Annotated in this window: 15 protein-coding genes; 4 read left to right on the plus strand and 11 right to left on the minus strand. The window is 67.5% G+C overall.

Annotation, left to right across the window (positions count from 1 at the left end; translation table 11 throughout):
• The first annotated feature begins 102 nt into the window (after positions 1–102).
• The 3 genes from phbB (at position 103) to JOE48_RS20310 (ending at position 1989) form a co-directional block, all read left to right on the plus strand.
• The gene (gene phbB / locus JOE48_RS20300) at positions 103–831 is read left to right on the plus strand and encodes an acetoacetyl-CoA reductase (RefSeq protein ID WP_210032448.1); all 729 of its coding nucleotides are present in this window, start codon (positions 103–105) and stop codon (positions 829–831) included.
• A 429-nt stretch (positions 832–1260) separates the two neighbouring features.
• Positions 1261–1728: a hypothetical protein gene (locus JOE48_RS20305; RefSeq protein WP_210032449.1), complete on the plus strand. Its 468-nt coding sequence runs from the start codon at positions 1261–1263 to the stop codon at positions 1726–1728.
• Positions 1729–1749: 21 nt separating this feature from the next.
• Positions 1750–1989 (plus strand): hypothetical protein, encoded by a 240-nt coding sequence (locus tag JOE48_RS20310; protein WP_210032450.1) that lies wholly within the window; start codon positions 1750–1752, stop codon positions 1987–1989.
• Between the two features lie 218 nt (positions 1990–2207).
• Here JOE48_RS20310 and JOE48_RS20315 read toward each other — a convergent pair whose 3' ends face one another.
• The gene (locus JOE48_RS20315) at positions 2208–3434 is read right to left on the minus strand and encodes a glycerophosphodiester phosphodiesterase family protein (RefSeq protein WP_210032451.1); all 1227 of its coding nucleotides are present in this window, start codon (positions 3432–3434) and stop codon (positions 2208–2210) included.
• A gap of 99 nt (positions 3435–3533) precedes the next feature.
• On the opposite strand from JOE48_RS20315, the gene JOE48_RS20320 reads away from it, so the two are divergent.
• The gene (locus tag JOE48_RS20320) at positions 3534–4445 is read left to right on the plus strand and encodes a DMT family transporter (RefSeq protein ID WP_210032452.1); all 912 of its coding nucleotides are present in this window, start codon (positions 3534–3536) and stop codon (positions 4443–4445) included.
• Positions 4446–4572: 127 nt separating this feature from the next.
• Here JOE48_RS20320 and JOE48_RS20325 read toward each other — a convergent pair whose 3' ends face one another.
• From JOE48_RS20325 to JOE48_RS20370, 10 genes are all read right to left on the minus strand, one after another.
• Positions 4573–6552, minus strand: a complete 1980-nt coding sequence (locus JOE48_RS20325) for a hypothetical protein (RefSeq protein ID WP_210032453.1) — start codon at positions 6550–6552, stop codon at positions 4573–4575.
• Entirely contained in the window at positions 6552–7586 is a 1035-nt protein-coding gene (locus tag JOE48_RS20330) for an STELLO glycosyltransferase family protein (protein WP_245253416.1), read from the minus strand. The genes JOE48_RS20325 and JOE48_RS20330 overlap by 1 nt, the downstream gene beginning before the upstream one ends.
• A 693-nt stretch (positions 7587–8279) precedes the next feature.
• Entirely contained in the window at positions 8280–11024 is a 2745-nt protein-coding gene (locus JOE48_RS20335) for an ATP-binding protein (protein WP_210032457.1), read from the minus strand.
• 294 nt (positions 11025–11318) lie between these two features.
• Positions 11319–12203, minus strand: a complete 885-nt coding sequence (locus tag JOE48_RS20340) for a helix-turn-helix domain-containing protein (RefSeq protein ID WP_210032458.1) — start codon at positions 12201–12203, stop codon at positions 11319–11321.
• Positions 12204–12393: 190 nt separating this feature from the next.
• Positions 12394–12897, minus strand: coding sequence for a VOC family protein (locus JOE48_RS20345; protein ID WP_210032460.1), 504 nt, complete (start codon positions 12895–12897; stop codon positions 12394–12396).
• 28 nt (positions 12898–12925) lie between these two features.
• On the minus strand, positions 12926–15139 hold the full coding sequence (gene paoC, locus JOE48_RS20350) for an aldehyde oxidoreductase molybdenum-binding subunit PaoC (RefSeq protein ID WP_210032462.1): 2214 nt from the start codon (positions 15137–15139) through the stop codon (positions 12926–12928).
• Positions 15140–15143: 4 nt separating this feature from the next.
• Positions 15144–16094 (minus strand): xanthine dehydrogenase family protein subunit M, encoded by a 951-nt coding sequence (locus tag JOE48_RS20355; protein ID WP_210032463.1) that lies wholly within the window; start codon positions 16092–16094, stop codon positions 15144–15146.
• The gene (gene paoA / locus JOE48_RS20360) at positions 16091–16720 is read right to left on the minus strand and encodes an aldehyde dehydrogenase iron-sulfur subunit PaoA (RefSeq protein WP_210032465.1); all 630 of its coding nucleotides are present in this window, start codon (positions 16718–16720) and stop codon (positions 16091–16093) included. Before paoA ends, JOE48_RS20355 begins: the two co-directional genes overlap by 4 nt.
• Positions 16717–16911: a hypothetical protein gene (locus JOE48_RS20365; RefSeq protein WP_210032467.1), complete on the minus strand. Its 195-nt coding sequence runs from the start codon at positions 16909–16911 to the stop codon at positions 16717–16719. Before JOE48_RS20365 ends, paoA begins: the two co-directional genes overlap by 4 nt.
• Before the next feature lie 233 nt (positions 16912–17144).
• Entirely contained in the window at positions 17145–17921 is a 777-nt protein-coding gene (locus JOE48_RS20370) for a VOC family protein (RefSeq protein WP_210032469.1), read from the minus strand.
• Between the last annotated feature and the right edge of the window lie 499 nt (positions 17922–18420).

The raw sequence follows: 18420 nt of genomic DNA on the forward strand, positions 1-18420 counted from the left end.
GTCTGTCTCGACCAACAACATAGACTTAAGGCCGAAGTCAGAAAAAATCGCGTGCGGACGCCATCCGCACGCGGCATCACGTGATGCGAACAGGAGGAAACAATGACCCAAGGACGCGTCGCCCTCGTGACGGGCGGCACCCGCGGTATCGGCGCGGCTATATCCAAGCGGCTCAAGGATAAGGGCTACAAGGTTGCTGCCAATTACGGCGGCAACGACGAGGCGGCCAACGCCTTCAAGGCCGAGACCGGCATCCCGGTCTTCAAGTTCGACGTCGGTGATCTTGCCAGCTGCGAGGCCGGCATCAAGGCCATCGAGGCCGAACTCGGCCCGGTGGACATCCTGGTCAACAACGCCGGCATCACCCGCGACGGTGCCTTCCACAAGATGACCTTCGAGAAGTGGCAGGCGGTCATCAAGACCAACCTCGACTCGATGTTCACCTGCACCCGCCCGCTGATCGAGGGCATGCGCAGCCGCAGCTTCGGCCGCATCATCATCATCTCGTCGATCAACGGCCAGAAGGGCCAGGCCGGGCAGACCAACTACTCGGCCGCCAAGGCCGGCGTGATCGGCTTTGCCAAGGCGCTGGCTCAGGAAAGTGCCGCCAAGGGCATCACCGTCAACGTGATCGCGCCGGGCTACATCGCCACCGAGATGGTGATGGCGGTGCCGGAGGATATCCGGAACAAGATCATCTCGACGATCCCGACCGGCCGCCTCGGCGAGGCCGACGAGATCGCCCACGCGGTCGAGTATCTTGCCAGCGACGAGGCCGGCTTCGTCAACGGCTCGACGCTGACGATCAACGGCGGACAGCACTTCGTCTGATTGCGACCGGGCGCGCCGGGTTCGGCCCGGCGCGCCCGTAATCCTGTTCTGGTTCGACGCGGTGCGGGCCTCGTTGCGGCTTGGCCATCCCACGTCACGGATCCGGAAGCACGGTTTCGGGGCAGCCGCTTCAGGCGGACCTGTCCCGCCGCACCCGCTCCGTTGCACGCACGGTGCGATGACATCCCGCGGAAGTGATCCGATCCCGGTCGGCCTGGATGGCGCGCCCCGCGCTCATTTGCGCGAGTGTGAGCGATTCCTTTCCCGATTCACATTCTTCCATGTCCCGGGAGAACGGGCATTGCGGGAAGTGATCGGCCCAATCGCGCGCGTGCTCTGAAACACGAACAAATCGATCTACCTCGTATAGGTCCCGTTCTGTCGCGCCGCGGATGTTCGCGCGGACAGAAAAACGAGACCGCGGGCATCATGAACACATGGTTTTACGGTAAATTCGACGTTCATCGTGTTGGCGACGGTCGAGGCTGGTCTTCGCGATCCGCGACCGTTCGGAACGGGCTTCCGACCGGCATCAAGCTCGGCCTCGCGGCGGCCTGCGCGCTCGGCCTCGCCGCCTGCGTCACACCGCAGGAACGGCACGCGATGGATCAGAGCCAGTGCTACGCGTTCGGGTTCGAGCCCGAGACCGAGCCCTTCGCCGAGTGCATGATGGGGCTTCACCAAGAGCGCGCCGCGGCCCAGGCCAACAGCAATCTGTTCTGGCAGGCCCAACGTGCCGATCAGAACCGCCGCCGCGACGCCCAGCAGGATCTCTACAAGATCGCGAGCCTTCAGCGCAGCGGCGACCCGCGCTTCCCTGTCTGCGGAGCCTCGTCTGACGGCGGCATGGATCGCCGGACCATGACTTGGTACGGCCCGAACTGCCGCGCCCGCTGACTTGGATCGCAGGAGATTCCTATGTCTGACGTGACGACGCGCGGCCCGCGCGACCCGAGCAAGATCATCTTCGTGACGACGGCCCTGTTCAGCATCGCGGTCGGGTTCGGCACCCGGGACATCACGTGGTTCATGCTGGCCGTCATCGCCAGCGCCACCTTGCTCTGCGGGGGCTATGCCCTGGTCCGGCGGTGGCTGGGCTGGAAGCCGCTGAACGGGGACGATCTGTTCGACCTCCTCCGGGTGATCAGCCCGCCCTGAGGCGACGCCAGTCTCGGCCCGCGCGGACGATCCGCGGGGCCGTCCCGGGCGGCGTGGGTCTGAACGCCCCGTCGCTCCCCAATCCCTTCCCGACACAATGCCCCGCCGCCGAGGCAACCATGACGCTCGCTCTGATCATCACCGGCATCCTCATCGTCAACTTCGCGATGGCCGGTCTCTTCTCGCTCGTCGCCCTGTGGGCCGATTGAGCGGCGGCCCTACGGCGCGCCCACGCAATTGGCGTAGAACGTCGTGGTGGCCGGCCAGTCGGAGAACACGCCCATGACGCCGACCTGCCTGTGCAGCACGTCGAGGAGCCGCAGGATATCGCCGTCCCCGGTCACCACGGGCTTGATCGACTGGTAGTAATAGCCGCCGCCGTCCTTCAGCGGGCCCGAGCGTTCCAGCGACCAGGCGATCAGGCCGAGCCCGGCCTTCTTCGCCTCCCGGGCATAGGTCGAGGGCTCGATAGTGCCCTCCGGCCCGGGCCGGACCAGCATCCACAGCGGTGGCGCCAGGATCCGGACGCCCTTGGCCGCAAGGTCCGCCATGCCGGGATTCCAGGTCGCCGGCTTCTCGGGGTCGAACCCTTTGGCGGTCTCGTCGCGGTCGTCGAGGAAGATCGCCTGACGGCCGAAATCCGGATCCTTCTCCAGCCAGTAGAGGATGTCACGCAGCTGGAAGCTCTGGGGATAGACGTCGGAGGCCGGGATGCCGGCCTCCCGATACTCGTCGATCAGCTGCTGGGCGTACATGTCCTGGGTGTAAGTGCCTTCGAACGGCATCGCGACCTGCGGTGCCTTCAACTCCGGAGTGAACTTGCGGCCCATACCCTTCACCAGCGCGAGGTACTCCTTGTGGGACATCAACGTCCCGGTGCCGGCGTAGAGGTCGGTGCGCCAGCGGGGCGTCGCGTTCATGTAGGCGGACACCGTGGTGGCGTCCGGATCGGCCGCGTCCATCTTGCCGCTGAGCGACTTGAACTCGTCGAGGGTCAGGTCGCTGGTGCAGCACTTGGCCGAGGCTTTGCGCCCGGTCGCGGGGTCCGCGGGCTGGAAGCCCTGCGTGCATTTCGCCGCGAGGTTCGGCCGGGCCAGGATGTCGGTCGTCGCGTGCAGGTCGCACTGGCTGTGGCGGCAGACGAGCTGGCGGTCCTTGGTAAAGGCCACGTCGCACTCGATGATGCCGGCACCCATGCGGTCGGCGGCGAACAGGCCCTCGCGGGTATGCTCCGGGAACATCAGAGGTGCGCCCCGATGCGAGATCGAGAAGGTGCGGGGCGTGTAGGTGCGGTCGATCCCGCAGGCGGCAAGCGTGTCCTTCAGCGGACCGGGCTTCAACTGGTCGACGAGGTAGAACGGCCGCGGTCCGAGCTGCGCGGCGTCTCCCGCCTGTGCCGGAATGCCCGCGAGGCTCAACGCCAGCCCGGCTACAATCGCACGCATCGCAGATCTCCCTCTTCCGGCCCGCCGGTAGGATGCCTCAATGACAGGCACGTGACCGCACGTCTCGCCGACTCAAGATCCGCATGATAGCCGCCGCCCATGAGTGACGCCGCTTCATCCTTGTCTCGCCGCACGCCGCGCTCGGCCGCCACCCTCGCGGGCTTCGGCGCGATCCTGCTCTGGTCGCTGCTCGCGCTGTTCACCGCGGCCTCCGGCGAGGTGCCGCCGTTCCAGCTCGCCGCCATGACCTTCCTGGTCGGCGGCCTGTGCGGCTGCCTGCCCTGGCTCGCCCGACCGGCGCGCGCCCGCGCGCTGCTTCAGCCCTGGCCGGTCTGGCTGCTCGGCGTGGGCGGCCTGTTCGGCTATCACGCCCTTTACTTCAGCGCCCTGCGCCTCGCGCCGCCGGCCGAGGCCGGGCTGATCAACTATCTCTGGCCGCTGCTGATCGTCCTGTTCTCGGCCCGCCTGCCGGGATCGGGCGGCCTGCGGCCGGGCCACCTCGCCGGCGCCGCGCTGGGGCTTGCCGGCGTTGTGGCGCTGTTTGCAGGCCGCGACGAACTCGGCTTCACCGCCGGGGCGCTGCCGGGCTACGCGGCGGCCCTGGCTGCCGCCTTCGTCTGGGCCGGCTACTCGGTGCTCTCGGCGCGGGTCGGGACAGTTCCGACCGACGCCGTTGCGGGCTTCTGCCTCGCCACCGCCGCACTCAGCCTCGCGTGCCATCAGGCCGTCGAGGCGACGGTCTGGCCGGTCGATGCGGTTCAGTGGAGCGCGGTGCTGCTGCTCGGCCTCGGACCGGTCGGCGCCGCCTTCTACCTCTGGGATGTCGGCTGCAAACGCGGCGACGTCCGGCTTCTCGGCGTCGCGGCCTACGCAGCACCGGTCCTCTCGACGCTGATCCTGGTGGCGGCCGGCTATGCCAATCCCGGCCCGGCGCTGGCGCTGGCCTGCCTGCTCATCGTGGCTGGAGCGCTCGCGGCGGTGGGGGCGTCCCGGGCTGCGCCGAGAGGCTAGGGCGCGTTGCCGGGCGTCCTCGACGGCGCGGCGAAGGCCGGGCGTCTGCGAGGGCCGATCGCGAACCCTGGTTGAGCGAGGATCCGGCTGTGAATGACCGCCACGCAAAGAGGCGTCATCAACTGGATCACGGGCGTCCCGCTTCGGCGGCGGCCTCGCTGCTTTCGCGGAGCTGCGCCACCGCCAGATCGGCGATCAGGGAAGGCGGTACGCTGTAATTCGCGTACCAAGCGTCCGCAACCATCGCGACATCCTCGTAGCGCGGCCAAGCGAGTCGGTCGTACCCGGGCCGAACCAGCGGCCAGAATGCCATTTGGTCGAGATGACGGTGATCGCCGTGGCACACGCCCGGCTTCGCGGCCAGCCATGTGAGCGGAACGAGGCCGCTGCCGATGACCGCCACGAACAGGTCGCAGCGATAAGCCCAGACCAATGTCTCGGCGAAAGGCGCACGCGTTCCGTCGATGACCGCACAGGTCGATGCCAGGCGCTCGCGGATCGTCGCTGCGATCTCCGCGCAGTCGCCGTAGCCGTCGAGGAACAGCACGATCCGGCGTGACGCCGTGAGGGGCTCCAGACGGGCCACGATTTCGGCGGCCCCGTCGACCTGCTCGATCCACGACTTGTTGTGGGCCCGCAGGTTGAAGAACACGACGAAGGCGCCCTCCGTCGCCGCGTCGAGCTGCGCGATCCGGCCAGGTTTCTCGGTGTCGAGGCGTTGCCGGGCGGCGTTCTGGACCTTCGTGGCCAGCGGCGCGTCGATCGCGTTGCCGGTCGGCCGCACCAAGAACAGGCGATGCGCCAGCGCGGTCAGGAACAGCGCGTCACGGTCCGGCGCAACTTCGGCCACGATCGATAGTCCGTCCCCTGCGAAGATGGTGTGCAGGGGCAACCACCGCGGATCGGCGAGCAGGACCGGAGGCCGGAAACCCGCCCGCAGGACGCGTTCGAGGCCGGAAACCTCATTCCAGAAATAATGGCCCATGTTCGAGATGAAGCCGCTGACGCAGGCCGTTGTCTTGGCCGAGGCGCGATAACTGCGTGCCGCAGCGTGATGCCGCGCGCACAAAGTCACGAAGGCTCTGAGAACGGCGAGGGTCGGCTCATAATCGACCAGCCAGTGCAGGCGCGCATCGTAGATCAGCACATCGTGGTCGACGAACCAGACGAACGAGAGCGCGCCGATCCACGACGTGCTGACCCCGACGATCACGTGGTGCGGCTCGGTGAACTCGTAGAAGAGATTCACGATGCCCTGAACCGGCGACAGCACCGGAAAGCTCGCACGGCTCGTCATCGTGCCCGGCCCGAACAGCGAGGGTATGGTGAGCGCCCCGTGACGCAGCATGTCGAACTGGAGCGCGTTGCTGATGTCGGGGTGCCCGTCCATCAGCGCCTCTTTCTCCTCGGGATCCCGCAAGGCCCGCGTGTTGTTCCGGGCGAACAGAAGCTGGACCGCCAAGGGCTGGATCCCGTCCCGGACCAATGCGCCCTCGTGCGCCGGGATCTCGCCGTCATCGAGGAACAGGAAGCCGGGATCGGAGAGGGTGGCGTCGAACAGATCGGCGATCGGCGGGATGCGATCCTGCGATCCCGCGCCGTCGAGGCCCATCGCCGCGCGCAGATGCTGCCGGCGCAGGGTCCGCTCCGGCTCCGACGGTCGGTGCGCGATGGCGGCCATCGGATCGAGGCGCCTTGCGCCGATTCCGTGGATGACGAAGCCCGTATTGGAGGAATGGGCCCGCACTTCGAGGTGGCTCGCGGCGTGGACCCAGCCGCGTAGGACGATACAGGCGCGATCGAGCAGGATTGCCTGCTTGGTCAGAACATGACCCTCGATCCAGAGATCGAGATAGAGCTTCGGGTTCTTCTCCCCGGTGAGCGCGATGTCGACGACGACCTCGTAGAGGCCGGGCTGGACAGGCAGATAGGGCCCGTAGAGGGCGAAGCCGGTCGCGCCGCCGGGATAGCGAAGTTTGTCGGTGTCGGGATCGTAGGTTGTGCCGATGACGCAGGACATCAGCGCCAGAGGCACGGGCCAGACGTCGCCACGCGGCCGGGAAAGCGCTTGAGCTCCTTCGGCCAGGGCGTTCTCCTGAAGCGGCATCAGCCGGCGTTCCGGCGGTTGCTGCCCGGCGGTTCGGTCCGACAGCCCTGCAGATCGTCCAGCCAGGCATCCAGCAGCGGCAGTTCCGCGCGTCCGACAAGCTCGAGCGCCACCAAGCGCTCGTAGCAGGCGCGCATGCCATCGGGGATCCGCGACGAACCCGGCGCGATGCTGACGTCATCGAGGGCCTGACGGATCGCCGCGTTGTGCAGGTAACCCGGCACCTCCTCGGCAAAATCGCGCATCAGGTCGTGGGCGTTGCGCTCCTGGAACACGGTCGCCGCGTGAAAGAGCACGGCCCAGCCGTTGGCGTAGGCGATCCGCTGCGCGACGAAGCTGCGCCAGATATCCGTCATCCGGAATGAGCAGTGATAGGGGAGATAGAGGAGCGGGAACGCGTCCGGCCACCACGTGGTGTTCTGGCTGTTGAAAGGGCACCACGCTCCGCGCAGGGCTACGGGCTCCGCCGCCTCGAACCGGAACGGGATCGGCAGAAGCAGCCGGTAGATGGCATCGACATCCGGGTTATCATCCGCCAATCCCTGCTGGATCGGGCAATAGACTGTCTGGCTCTCCTGCAGATCGGGCAAAGGTGCGTTGACCTGATCGAGCGGCAGGCCGCGCGGCCAGACCAATCCCGAATGGAAGTATCGGTAGACGTTCGTCCAGACCGGATGCTCAACGACGCGAGCAATCATCTGCGCCGAGCGGGGCTGCCAGAACTCCGGACGCGGGATGTTGTCGTCGTCCGTCTCAATCAGGATTGTCGCGCCCCGGGCAATGGCGTGAAGGTAGCCCACGTTCTTCCGGGCATAGTGCTGCGCCGGCGCTTCGGCGGCATAGCGGAAGCCCGTGCGCGACTGAGCGGCGAGATCGAGATATGTCGCACCGGGCTGCGTGAAGCCGGGCGGACTCTTGCGATCGCCGATGATGATGAAGTCTGCGGTCAGTCGGACTGCATCACGAGCGATCTCAACGACCGCACGGGTCGGATGATTGATGCTCGTGACAATCACGGCATAGCGATCGGTCATGACGCGCAACCGGCTGCACAACGCGCGTCAACCACCCGAAGCAACCTATCGACCGAGGCGTAGCCCAGAGCCGGCTTACGAGCTGTACGCACGATGCAGCCCCCGCCTCCGGGGCCGTCCAATCGAACAAGAGTCATATCTCAGCCGGAATAAAGACTATTCGCGCTGACTTTAGGCCTAAGACGAGTCGTGACGCAATTGCCGCGAGGAAGCGCCGGTGCGACGCCGTTCAAGCCGGGCCGATAGAATGGTGTTGGCCGGCGGCTCCGCTTCCGCGGCTCCGTCCATGGATCGTGCCTCGGCCGCAAGGGTGGGGCTGTCGATCGTCTCCAGGCGGTCGAAGATCCCGACATTCGCGAGCCGGCAGGGCTCTGTCGCCGGATCGCTACGCGGCATCCTCCGCTGTATCGATCACCGGCGAGAAGTGTCTTCCGCCGGAAACCGCTTGAGACGGGCCGGAAACTCTAACGTCACCGTCCGATCGGCGCCCTTTGCCGTCAAGCGGAGGCGTTCAAGCTGTGCCGCAAACCTGACGTCGGTTGGCCGTCTTTCCATCAAGCGCGATAGCAAAACGCACCCACCGTCTGGATTGCCGGCGACCTTCATCGATCAACATCGATGGATTTGAGAGGGAACGTTCAGGGTTTTCGAGGTCGCCGCGATAGACGCGGGCGCGGTGACGATGGATGGCCTTCAAGGCTCTGGCTGCGCGAAATCCTGTATCGCGTTGACGTGGTGAAGACGGGCGAGATCGGCCAAGGCACCTGCGCGCCATGACAGCGCTCCCATGTCGTCTGCGATCGCAACGGCAGTTTCCAGAATCTGTTCGGCTCGCGCGGCGTGCCCCTGCCGTGCGCGGAGATCGGCCTGGATGCGGAGCAGCTCGGGAACGATCCAAAGCTCCTGCTGAGCGGCTGCGCGCGCGAGCGCGTCCGCGATCGTGCCATCGGCTTCGGCGAGGCGGTCTCGCTTTGCCAATCCCTCCGCCAGGATACCGAGATAGGCAGGGATGCGGAGACCGGTTCCACTCTTGGTGACGTCCACGATCGCGCTCTGCAGGCGCTCCAGGCCGCACGGCTCGCCCCGGCGCATCGCCAGCGCGGCTTCCGGACAGCGTGCGATCTGCGCCCACCAGCGCAGCCCGCCGTCCGCAAACTGCTCGCGGAGCAGAACCAGATAGCGTTGTGCGTCGTCCAGTCGTTCGTCGAACAGCGCGATCAGGAGAGCATGCTGGATGATGGCGTTACACAGGGAGACGGGATGGCCGGTGGCCGCGGCCTCTTGGACAGTCCGCTCGGCGCGTTGCGCTGCCCCGATCCGGTCCCCCATCAACCACTGCACCAGCGCGCGCGTCGCGCCCGCCGCGGGTCGGCGGTGGAGCTGGAACATCAACCGACGCGACAGCCCGCCGACCCGATCGCGCGCCGACAGCACGCGCTCCAGGCGTTCCGCCGCGCTCGCGAGCCGACCGAGATACATCTCGGCGGCGGCAAGGAGTCGGTCGCCGTCCGGCAGCATGGACGGATCGGCCAGCGATCGGCCGAGGGTATCGAAGCGACGCAACAGATCGACCGTCAGAGACGGGCTGCCCGCGTGCAGCGCGCAGACGGCGCTGCCCCAGAGCGCGTCCATCAGATGGTCCGGCTCGTCGAGCCTCTCGCCGAGCGTCATGGCACGGCGCAAGGCCGCATCGAGGCTCGGGGTGGGGCCCCGCGCGTGGAAGAGCGCGGTTGCAAGGGCCGTTTGCAGCCGGATTTCCGCTTCGAGGTTCTCCGACCCGCCGTCGTGGCAATGCGCGATCGCCATCGTGAGATAGACGATGCTCTCCTCGATGAGCGAGAGCCGCTCCCAGAGCGGGATGGCCGCAACGACCAGATTCACGCCGATCGGGATGGATCCCGTCGCGCCGAAGGCCCAGTCCAGCGCGCGGCGGAGGTCGACGCCCCAGCGTTTCATCTCGGCCCGCTCGTCCTCGGGCGCGGCGTGCTGGAGCGCCCACGCCTGCTCGAGCGACCAGATGACATGCTCGGCATGACGGTGCTGGATGTGACGGCACCGCGGGTCCGCGTGCAGCAGCTCGGAAGCAAAGGCCCGCGTGCTCTCGAGGAAGCGAAAACCCGTCCCATGCTCCCGTCCGTCCGGAGCGAGCAGGGATTTCCCGATCAGACTGGCAATGCATTCCAGCGCTTCGACCGGCGCAACCTCGGTCGCCTGCACGAGCGCCAGGGCGTCCTTGATCGTGAAGGGACCGCCAAAGATGGCGAGCGCGACGAAGACGGCGGCCTCTTGCGGCCTGAGCAAGCCGTAGCTCCAGGCCAGAGTGGCGCGGAGGGTGCGCTGCCGAGCAGGCCTGGCATCGTCGGTCTGCCCGGGAAGATCGAACCGGTCCTCGAGCAGTCCCAGCAGTTCGGCCGGCGCATGGGCGGCCCATCGTGCCGCCGCCAGTTCGAGGGCGAGCGGTATGCCATCGAGGCGCTGGCAGATCGTCGCGACGGTCACGAGCCCGGCCGGCGCCACTGCGATCCCGGTTGCCTCCCAGGCGCGCCGGCTGAAGAGTTCGACGGCCGCAAAGCCGAGCGGGTCCTCCGCGGGCAGAATCCCTCCGGCGTCCGAAGGATATGAGAGCGGCGCCAGCCGGAACACATGCTCGCGTCCCAGGCGCAGAGGTTCACGGCTGGTGGCCAGGATCGTCACGGCCGGCAGAGCCGCAGCGAGGCGTTCGGCCGCCGCCGCGATCGCCGGCAGGAGATGCTCGCAATTGTCGAGGATCAGCAGCCGACGCTGGTCGCGCAGCGCATGGATCACCGCGCCGAGCAGGTCGTCGCTGTCGGATCGCACGCCGAATTCGGCGCTGATCGTCGCGGCGAGGTGCCGTTCATCGGCAACGGCGGCAAGATCGACGAAGCAGGCGCCGTCGGCGAAGCGGGCCGCGACACGGTTCGCGGCGGAGAGCGCCAACGCGGTCTTGCCGACGCCCCCCGTCCCCGTGACCGTGACGAAGCCCCGTGTCTCCAGCGCCGCACAGATGGCGTCGATCGCTGCCGACTGGCCCACGAGCGGGATTGCGGCTGGAAGCGCGGTGCATCGGACGGCGGAGATGTAGACAGTGCGCGCGGACGTCTCGCGCCTCACGGGCGCGACGAACCGATAGCCGCGGCCCGGGATGCTGACGATGTAATCCTGACGCGGATCGTGCGCCGTCAGGACGCGGCGAAGACCCGCCACGTTGACCTTCAGATTGCCCGGGTGGACGAAAAGGTTCGGCCACGCTGCTGCAAGCAAAGCGTCTTGACTGATCAGCGACCCCGCATGCTCGACCAGATGAGTGAGGATCGCGACTGCGCGACTGCCGATCGTCACCGGGGTGCCGGCATGAACGAGAAGCTGCCGGCGCGGGAACAGCTCGAAGGCGCCGAAGCGATAGATCGCGTCACTCACGCGAAGCCCAGCCATCCGTTTCGCGACAGCGGGACCGAGGAGCGAGCCGTGCGACCTCGAACATCATGATGCCTCCGAGGCGGATCGACAGCATCCCGGCGGCGCGGGGCCGGCTCCGGACTTCACGGAGGCGCAGCCGCATGGGTCGAGACTGCCGCGTCTGCCCCAAGGACTTACAGGCGTCGCGCCTCAACGTATCGGTCGATCTTGCGATCCTGCCGGCCGATGTTGCGCTTCTTGGTCGATCAAGCCTCCGTCGCGGCCCGCGGCGCAGCGGCACGAGGAGCGGCGCCGTCAGGAACCGGACCCCGCATGGTCCCTGAACTGCCGGGGCGTCAGGCCGGTGCTCTTCCGGAACACCCGCGTGAAGTTGTCCTGGGAGCCGAAGCCGTTGGCGAGCGCGATTTCGAGCAGCGACAACCGATTCCGCGTCAGCGCCCTCTGGGCGGCCGCGATACGACGGTCCGTGACGTAACGGTGCGGTGTGAGACCGGTCGCCGTCCGGAACAACCGCGCGAAATGGAAGGGACTGAGGCAGGCTTCCGCTGCGAGCTGGTCGAGGCTGATCGATTCGGACAGGTGCGCATCGATGTAGTCGAGCACCCGTTTCAGCCGCCGGAAATCGAGACCCACCGGCTCGCCGGACGGCTTCCAGCGGTCGATCGTGTAATTGGCGATCAGGTGTGCGGCGAGCGCCGCCGTCACGCCGTCGACGAACAGCCGGTCGGTCGGCTGTTGCGGCCTGTTCATCAGGCCCTGGAGGGCCTGTGCGATGCTCACGATCAGCGGATCGGTCGCCCCGCCCATGAAGGCCAGCTCGACCCGGGACGGGTCGATGCCATAATCGGCGAGGGCGCTGTGCTCCATCAGGGTCGGCGGCAGGCAGAGATGCAGGCACGGGATCGGATCGGACAGGTCGGCCTTCTCGAGAAATCCGAGCGGACCGGTCCAGACCGTTCCGGCCTGGGCAAGGCATTCCTCGACCTGACCGTCGCCGCTGCGCCGGACGACCGCGCGCCCGTCCAGCATGATGATCAGTTCGTTGCAGGGATAGGCCTGCCGGGGATGGGAGCCGGCACCGTTGGTTCGGCGTTCGACGACCAAGCGAGACCAGTGATCGAGGCGACCATGCACCTGGCACGTGGCGCGTCGATGATCGCCCATGGTCTCGAACGACATGGGTTGACCTCGGAAGTGTTCGAAGTTTGCACTTCCGAGTATCTGAAACCAAACCCGCGATGAAAGCAACGCTTCAGCGTTCGAATGCCGTGCGCCGCACGTTCAGGACGCATTGGTGCGGGTCGTCCCGGTGCCGCCACCGACCATCCTTCGCGGACGGGATCCCGCCGCGATCCGAGTCTTGATGCCGTCAGGCCGCCCGATCGCGATTGGCGTACATCAATTCTGTCGAATGCGAGTAGATCTCGATCAGGTTACCCCAGGGATCCTCGCAATAGACGGCCTTGAACGGCTCGCCTTCGAACAAGGTCCAGACTTCGGAACGCTGCTTCCCGCCCATCCCGGCGATCCGCCGCGCCAGACCCTCGATATCGGGGTCGACGAGGCAGAAATGGAAAACTCCCGTCTTCCAGTAGCGGAAGTTGTCCTCGACGGGCTGAGACTCTGGGATGACGAACTGAAACAGCTCGATCCCGACGCCGTTGGCGGTCGCGAGGTGGGACACGTAGCCCTCTTCGAACCGCTCTCCGAAGATGCCCTTGAAGACGCGCCCGATCTGCGAGCCGTCGTTCTTGACGTGCAGCGGGCCGATGATGTGCCGGCAGCCGAACGCCTCCGTGTACCAGTTCGTGGCCGCTGCGATGTCGGTGACGGTCATGCCGACATGCGTCACGGCAACCGGATGATAGGTCATGGAGCCTCCCGTTCGGTGTGGGCGTGGATCAGGCGACGCTGGGCAGGCGGTCCAGCATCTTGTCGAGCGTGATCGGGTAGTCCCGGATGCGGATCCCGGTGGCGTTGTAGGCGGCGTTCGCGACCGCAGCCGCGACCCCGCACAGGCCGACCTCTCCGATGCCCTTCGCCTTCATGGGGGACGAGACCGGGTCGGGATGATCGAGGAAGATCACGTCCTGGTGGGGGATGTCGGCGTGGACCGGGACCTCGTAACCGCCGAGGTCGTGATTGACGAAGAAGCCATGCCGCTTGTCGATGGCGAGCGCCTCCATCAGGGCGGCGCCGACGCCCATGGTCATGGCCCCGATCACCTGACTGCGCGCCGTCAGGGGATTGAGGACGCGGCCCGCGTCGATCACACCGAGCATCCGGCGGATGCGCGTCTCGCCGGTGAACCGGTCGACCGCGACCTCGGCGAACTGCGCCCCGAACGTCGCCTGGACGAAATCCTTGTCGAGATCGCCGTAGCGGATCCCGTCCTCGCCGGTGAGCGGTCCGTCCGTCGCCGCCTCCGCGAGCGGCCATGCGCGGCCGCCCGCAACCACCGTTCCGCCCATAAACTCCGCATCCTCGGAGTTGAGGCCGAGCCGGAGCGCCACGGCCTCCCGAAGCTTCAGGCAGGCGGCGTAAAGGCCGGACGTCGCGTTGTTCGCGCCGAACTGGCCGCCGGACCCCGCGGCCTCCGGATAGGCGGAGTCTCCGAGCCGGACGGTCACGGCCGCGATCGGAACACCCAGCATCTCGGCCGCCGTCTGGGCGAGGATCGTGTAGGTGCCGGTGCCGATATCCGTCATGTCGGTCTCGACGGTCACCGTGCCGTCCCGCTCGAGCCGGACCCGCGCGGCAGAGGGCATCAGGAGGTTGAGGCGGACGCCCGCCGCCACCCCCATGCCGACGAGCCAACGTCCATCGCGCACCGATCCCGGCACGGGATTGCGGCGCGACCAGCCGAACCGCTCGGCGCCGACCTGCAGGCACTCGACCAAGTGGCGCTCCGAGAAGCGCCGGCCGGGCTTGCGCGGATCCACCTGGGTGTCGTTGCGGATGCGGAACGCGACCGGGTCGATCCCGAGGGTCTCGGCCATTTCGTCGACGGCGATTTCGAGCGCCATCAGCCCCGGCGCCTCGCCCGGCGCCCGCATGTCGTTCCCCTCGGCGAGATCGAGGGTCGCGAGCTTCATCGAGAGGTCACGGGTCGACGAGCCGTAGAGCAGCCGAGTCGGCCCGATCGCCGCCTCGGCGAAGGCGCCCGACAGGTTGCCGTTGAGGCTGTGATGGCCGATCGCGGTGAGCCGTCCGTCGCGCGTGGCTCCGAGCCGGATGCGCTGGATCGTGCCGGCGCGCCGCGTACCGTTATTGGCGATCAGCGGCCGCTGCAGCGCGATCTTCACCGGGCGCCCGACGGACCGGGCGCCGAGTGCCGCCAGCAGAGCGTCGGCCCGCATGATAAGCTTGGCGCCGAAGCCGCCGCCGATGAACGGCGCCTCGAGGCGCACATCGTCCTTCGCGAGACCGAGCGCCTTCGCCAGGCTGTTGTGATGCCAGGCGACGATCTGGGCCGAGGTCCAGACGGTCAACTTGCCATCCTGCCAAGCCGCGATCGTGGCATGCGGCTCCATCATCGCGTGCGTGTGATCCGGGGTCGCGTAGGTCTGGTCGAGCGTCACCGGAGCCGCCGCGAAGGCCGCGTCGAAATCGCCGACCCGGTCGATGACCGGATAATCCGGGCTGTCCCGATCGGCGACCGGCTCGGCTTTCGACGCCTCCGCCGCCAGATCGCAGCGCGGCATGGCGGGTTCGTACGCGATGCGGACCAGATGGGCGGCCGCGCGCGCCTCCTCGAACGTTCGCGCCACGACCAGCGCGACCGCCTGATGGTAGTGCCGCACCTCGGCGCCGCCGAACAGGTGGAGCGTGGTCCGGAAGCCGGGTGTCAGAGCGGCGTGGTCGAGGGTCGACAGCACCGCGAGAACGCCGGGGGCCGCCTTCGCGGCCGCGGTATCGACCTGCCGGATGCGCCCGCGGGCGATCGTGGCGCCGATGATCCAGCCATAGGCCGGATCGGTGACGGCGTCGTGCCGCTCATAGGCGTAGGGGGCCGTGCCGGTGACCTTGAGCGGCCCGTCGATGCGATGGACGGGATGACCGACCACGTCGAGCCGATCGATGGGATTCTGTCCGGCAGGCGTGTCGAACTTCATGGCGTCACGCCCGTCCTTCCGCGAGGATCAGCGCGAGGGTCCGCTCCGCCAGCGGGATCTTGAAGGCGTTCTCGGCCGTCGGCATCGCGCCCGCGAAGGCGGCTTCAACGACCGCGGCGGGACCTTGCGGCAGAAGCGCCTCAGCGGCCTCCACGCGCCAGGGCCGCGGTGCGACGCCTCCGAAGGCGACGCGCCCCGTCCCGTCCGCCTGCAGGACGACCGCGACGGACACGAGCGCGAACGCGTACGACGCCCGGTCGCGGACCTTGTGATAATGGTGCGTCCCGCCGATCGGCCTGGGCAGGATCACGGCCGTGATCAGCTCACCGGCCTCGAGCGCGGATTCCTTCTCCGGGGTCTGCCCAGGAAGGAGGTGGAATTCGCCGATCGGGATCGTGCGTCGGCGCCCATCCGAACGTACGGTCTCAACCTCGGCATCGAGCACGCGCAGCGCAACGGCCATGTCGCCGGGATTCTGGGCGATGCAAAGCGGGCTGGTGCCGATCACGGCGAGCGCGCGCGAGACCCCGCCTATCGCCGAGCAGCCCGATCCCGGCGCGCGCTTGTTGCAGGGCAGGTTGGTCTCATAGAAATACGGGCAGCGGTTGCGCTGCAGGAGGTTGCCGCCGGTCGTCGCCTTGTTGCGCAGCTGTGCCGTGGCACCGGCGACGATCGCCCGTGAAACGACCGCGTAATCGCGCTTCACCCGCGGGTGGGCGGCGAATTCGGTGTTGGTGACGAGCGCCCCGATCCGAAGTCCGCCCTCCGGGGTATCGTCGATGGTGCGCAACGCGAGGTGACGGATGTCGACCAAATGGCTTGGCGTCTCGATCTGAACCTTCATCAGGTCGAGGAGGTTCGTCCCGCCGGCGATGAACGTGGCGCCGGGTGTCGCGCCGACGCGTGCCGCAGCGGCCGCCGGGCTCTGGGCCCTCTCGTAGGTGAAGGGTCTCATGGCGCGCGTCCCGCGACGGCTGCGACGGCTTCGGCGATGTTGGAATAGGCGCCGCAGCGGCAGATGTTGCCGCTCATCCGCTCCCGCAGCTCGGCATTGCTGAGCGTCATCGGCCCGGTGAGATCGCCGGTCAGGTGGCTCGGTACCCCCGCCCTGATCTCGTCCAGTACGACCACCGCCGAGCAGATCTGGCCGGGCGTGCAGTAGCCGCACTGAAACGCGTCGTGCGCGATGAAAGCCGCTTGCATCGGGTGGAGCTGGTCGGGCCGGCCGAGCCCCTCGATCGTCGTGATCGCGTCGCCCTCATGCATGACCGCGAGACTCAGGCAGGCGTTGATGCGCACGCCGTTCACCAGCACCGTGCAGGCGCCGCAATGGCCGTGGTCGCAGCCCTTCTTGGTGCCGGTGAGAAGCAGATGCTCGCGCAGAGCGTCCAGCAGCGTGACGCGCGTGTCGAGTTCGACCCGTCGTGTCTGCCCGTTCACCGTGAAGGCGACCGCGTTCGGCTGCCGCGCGCTCGTCGCCTCTGCCGACGCCCGGGACGAGGCGCCTGCGGGGGGCGTGTCAACTGCGGATCCGGCGTTTCCCTCGTCTCGGCCAGTGTCACCTGCGCCTGGAATGCTCATCGCGCGGTCTCCGGTGCTGTTGGAAGCCGCTTTACCTCACTGCGCTTGGCGCGGATCTCGGCGACGACCGGGAAGGCCGCGTCCGGCACGGTCGCATAGACGCGGTCCGAACCGGTCTCGGCGCGTGCAGCCATCGCGCCAGCCAGCAGGGCCGCGGCGGTGCAGAGCGTGGGCAAATCGAAGGAGGCCATGATGCGCCCTCAAGCTCGCATGGCGATCGGCTCGGGTTCACGGGCCGGTGTGACCGATCCTCGGAAGACTAGACGCGTGGTCGCGATGTCGCCGGTAAAACGAAGTAAAATCGTGATGCGCCGAGCTCGATGGTCGCTTTCAACGTCTGCAAGCGTCGTCGCCGCAGGCCGTCTTGGCGCCGCTCCGAACGGAGCTTCCACCTATCCGCTGTTGTCGCTCCCGGCGACCGCCATCACCCTCGTCCGGCAAGGATCTGCCGGCGGCGGTCGAGGGCGTCGGCGAATGTCTGCTTCACCGGGGCGAGCACTTGTACGAACTCCAGTTGCTCGCCCTCCGGTCCCTTGCAATAGATGAGCGACCAGCCATTCGAGGCGCCTTCGCGAATCTTGATCGTGTTCGTGCTGGCGGGAGCGGCCCGGCGCTCGTCCTCTGTCCTGACCGCGATGGTGCGGTTGGCCCGAACCTGGGTCATGCCCCGCCGGGCGCATTCCGCCTCGAGGTCCGTGATGAATGTGTCGAAGTTCACATCATCCCGGATGTAGAAGCAGATGTGCATGGAGCGCGGGTAGGCCGGGCTCATGTGGGCGCGCGGCTCCGCCCAGCTATCGCCGTTGCCCATCGGCTGCCCTGCATCGCGGTATTGGAGCAGTTCGATCACGACGTTCTCGAACTGAACGAAGCGGACGTCCAGCCGCTGCGAGCCGCCCTTGAGATCGGGTACGCCGATCGTGCGCGGGTCGACCTTGCGCGCGTGCGCGTCGATCTCCTGGTCGGCCAGGATCGTGTAGTGAACCGGCTCACCCTTGAAGTCGCCGTCCCGCAGGATCTCGGTGCCGCCCAGCACCTCGGTGTAGAATTCGAAGGCCCTGTCCATGTTCTGGACGGTGACGCCGAAATGCTGCACGCCCTGGAGACGCGAACCCAGCGGCGCCGAATTACGGTCGCCGCTGCGAGCAGGTGATCCGGACTGTGCCTCGGCGGGCGCGAGTGCGACCATCCCGGCAGCCATCGCTGCGCCTGCGGCCACAAGAAGATCGCGTCGGTCGCTGTCCGCCGGATGGACGGATCCGCTCGGGTTCATGTCGCCTCGCCCTCCACGCTCAGTGTTGGGGCGACGCTAGGCGAGTTCGGCCAGGCCCGGTGGTAAAATCGGGTAAGATCTGCGGTCGATGGCGACCCTGGCTGCTGCATGAAGCGTGGATTACGGACAAGTATCGGAACGTCCGCCCATGGTAGCGGAGGGTTTCGGATAAGGGGCGTTCGCGCGGTGTACGAAAGGCGGGCGGATGGCCGGCGGCGGCGCGTTCCGCGCAGAGGATGCGTGTGGGGCGCTCACGTTTCTGATTCGCAGTGTCGCGCGGACCGCGCGATACCATTGATGAAAGCAAAGGTTTCGAACCCGAACGCGGAAGGCTCGTCCGTGTACGATGATCGGTCGCGCGCAGGTCGGTGCCAGCAATGACGCGACGTGAACCCATGCATCCTGGAATGTTGGACGTGGCTTGAGA

The sequence above is a fragment of the Methylobacterium sp. PvR107 genome (genome assembly GCF_017833295.1).
GTDB lineage: Bacteria > Pseudomonadota > Alphaproteobacteria > Rhizobiales > Beijerinckiaceae > Methylobacterium.

Coding starts and splice junctions, on each gene's coding strand:
- phbB (WP_210032448.1), top strand. CDS start 103: ATGACCCAAGGACGCGTCGCCCTCGTGACGGGCGGCACCCGCGGTATC.
- JOE48_RS20305 (WP_210032449.1), top strand. CDS start 1,261: ATGAACACATGGTTTTACGGTAAATTCGACGTTCATCGTGTTGGCGAC.
- JOE48_RS20310 (WP_210032450.1), top strand. CDS start 1,750: ATGTCTGACGTGACGACGCGCGGCCCGCGCGACCCGAGCAAGATCATC.
- JOE48_RS20315 (WP_210032451.1), bottom strand. CDS start 3,434: ATGCGTGCGATTGTAGCCGGGCTGGCGTTGAGCCTCGCGGGCATTCCG.
- JOE48_RS20320 (WP_210032452.1), top strand. CDS start 3,534: ATGAGTGACGCCGCTTCATCCTTGTCTCGCCGCACGCCGCGCTCGGCC.
- JOE48_RS20325 (WP_210032453.1), bottom strand. CDS start 6,552: ATGCCGCTTCAGGAGAACGCCCTGGCCGAAGGAGCTCAAGCGCTTTCC.
- JOE48_RS20330 (WP_245253416.1), bottom strand. CDS start 7,586: ATGACCGATCGCTATGCCGTGATTGTCACGAGCATCAATCATCCGACC.
- JOE48_RS20340 (WP_210032458.1), bottom strand. CDS start 12,203: ATGTCGTTCGAGACCATGGGCGATCATCGACGCGCCACGTGCCAGGTG.
- JOE48_RS20345 (WP_210032460.1), bottom strand. CDS start 12,897: ATGACCTATCATCCGGTTGCCGTGACGCATGTCGGCATGACCGTCACC.
- paoC (WP_210032462.1), bottom strand. CDS start 15,139: ATGAAGTTCGACACGCCTGCCGGACAGAATCCCATCGATCGGCTCGAC.
- JOE48_RS20355 (WP_210032463.1), bottom strand. CDS start 16,094: ATGAGACCCTTCACCTACGAGAGGGCCCAGAGCCCGGCGGCCGCTGCG.
- paoA (WP_210032465.1), bottom strand. CDS start 16,720: ATGAGCATTCCAGGCGCAGGTGACACTGGCCGAGACGAGGGAAACGCC.
- JOE48_RS20365 (WP_210032467.1), bottom strand. CDS start 16,911: ATGGCCTCCTTCGATTTGCCCACGCTCTGCACCGCCGCGGCCCTGCTG.
- JOE48_RS20370 (WP_210032469.1), bottom strand. CDS start 17,921: ATGGCTGCCGGGATGGTCGCACTCGCGCCCGCCGAGGCACAGTCCGGA.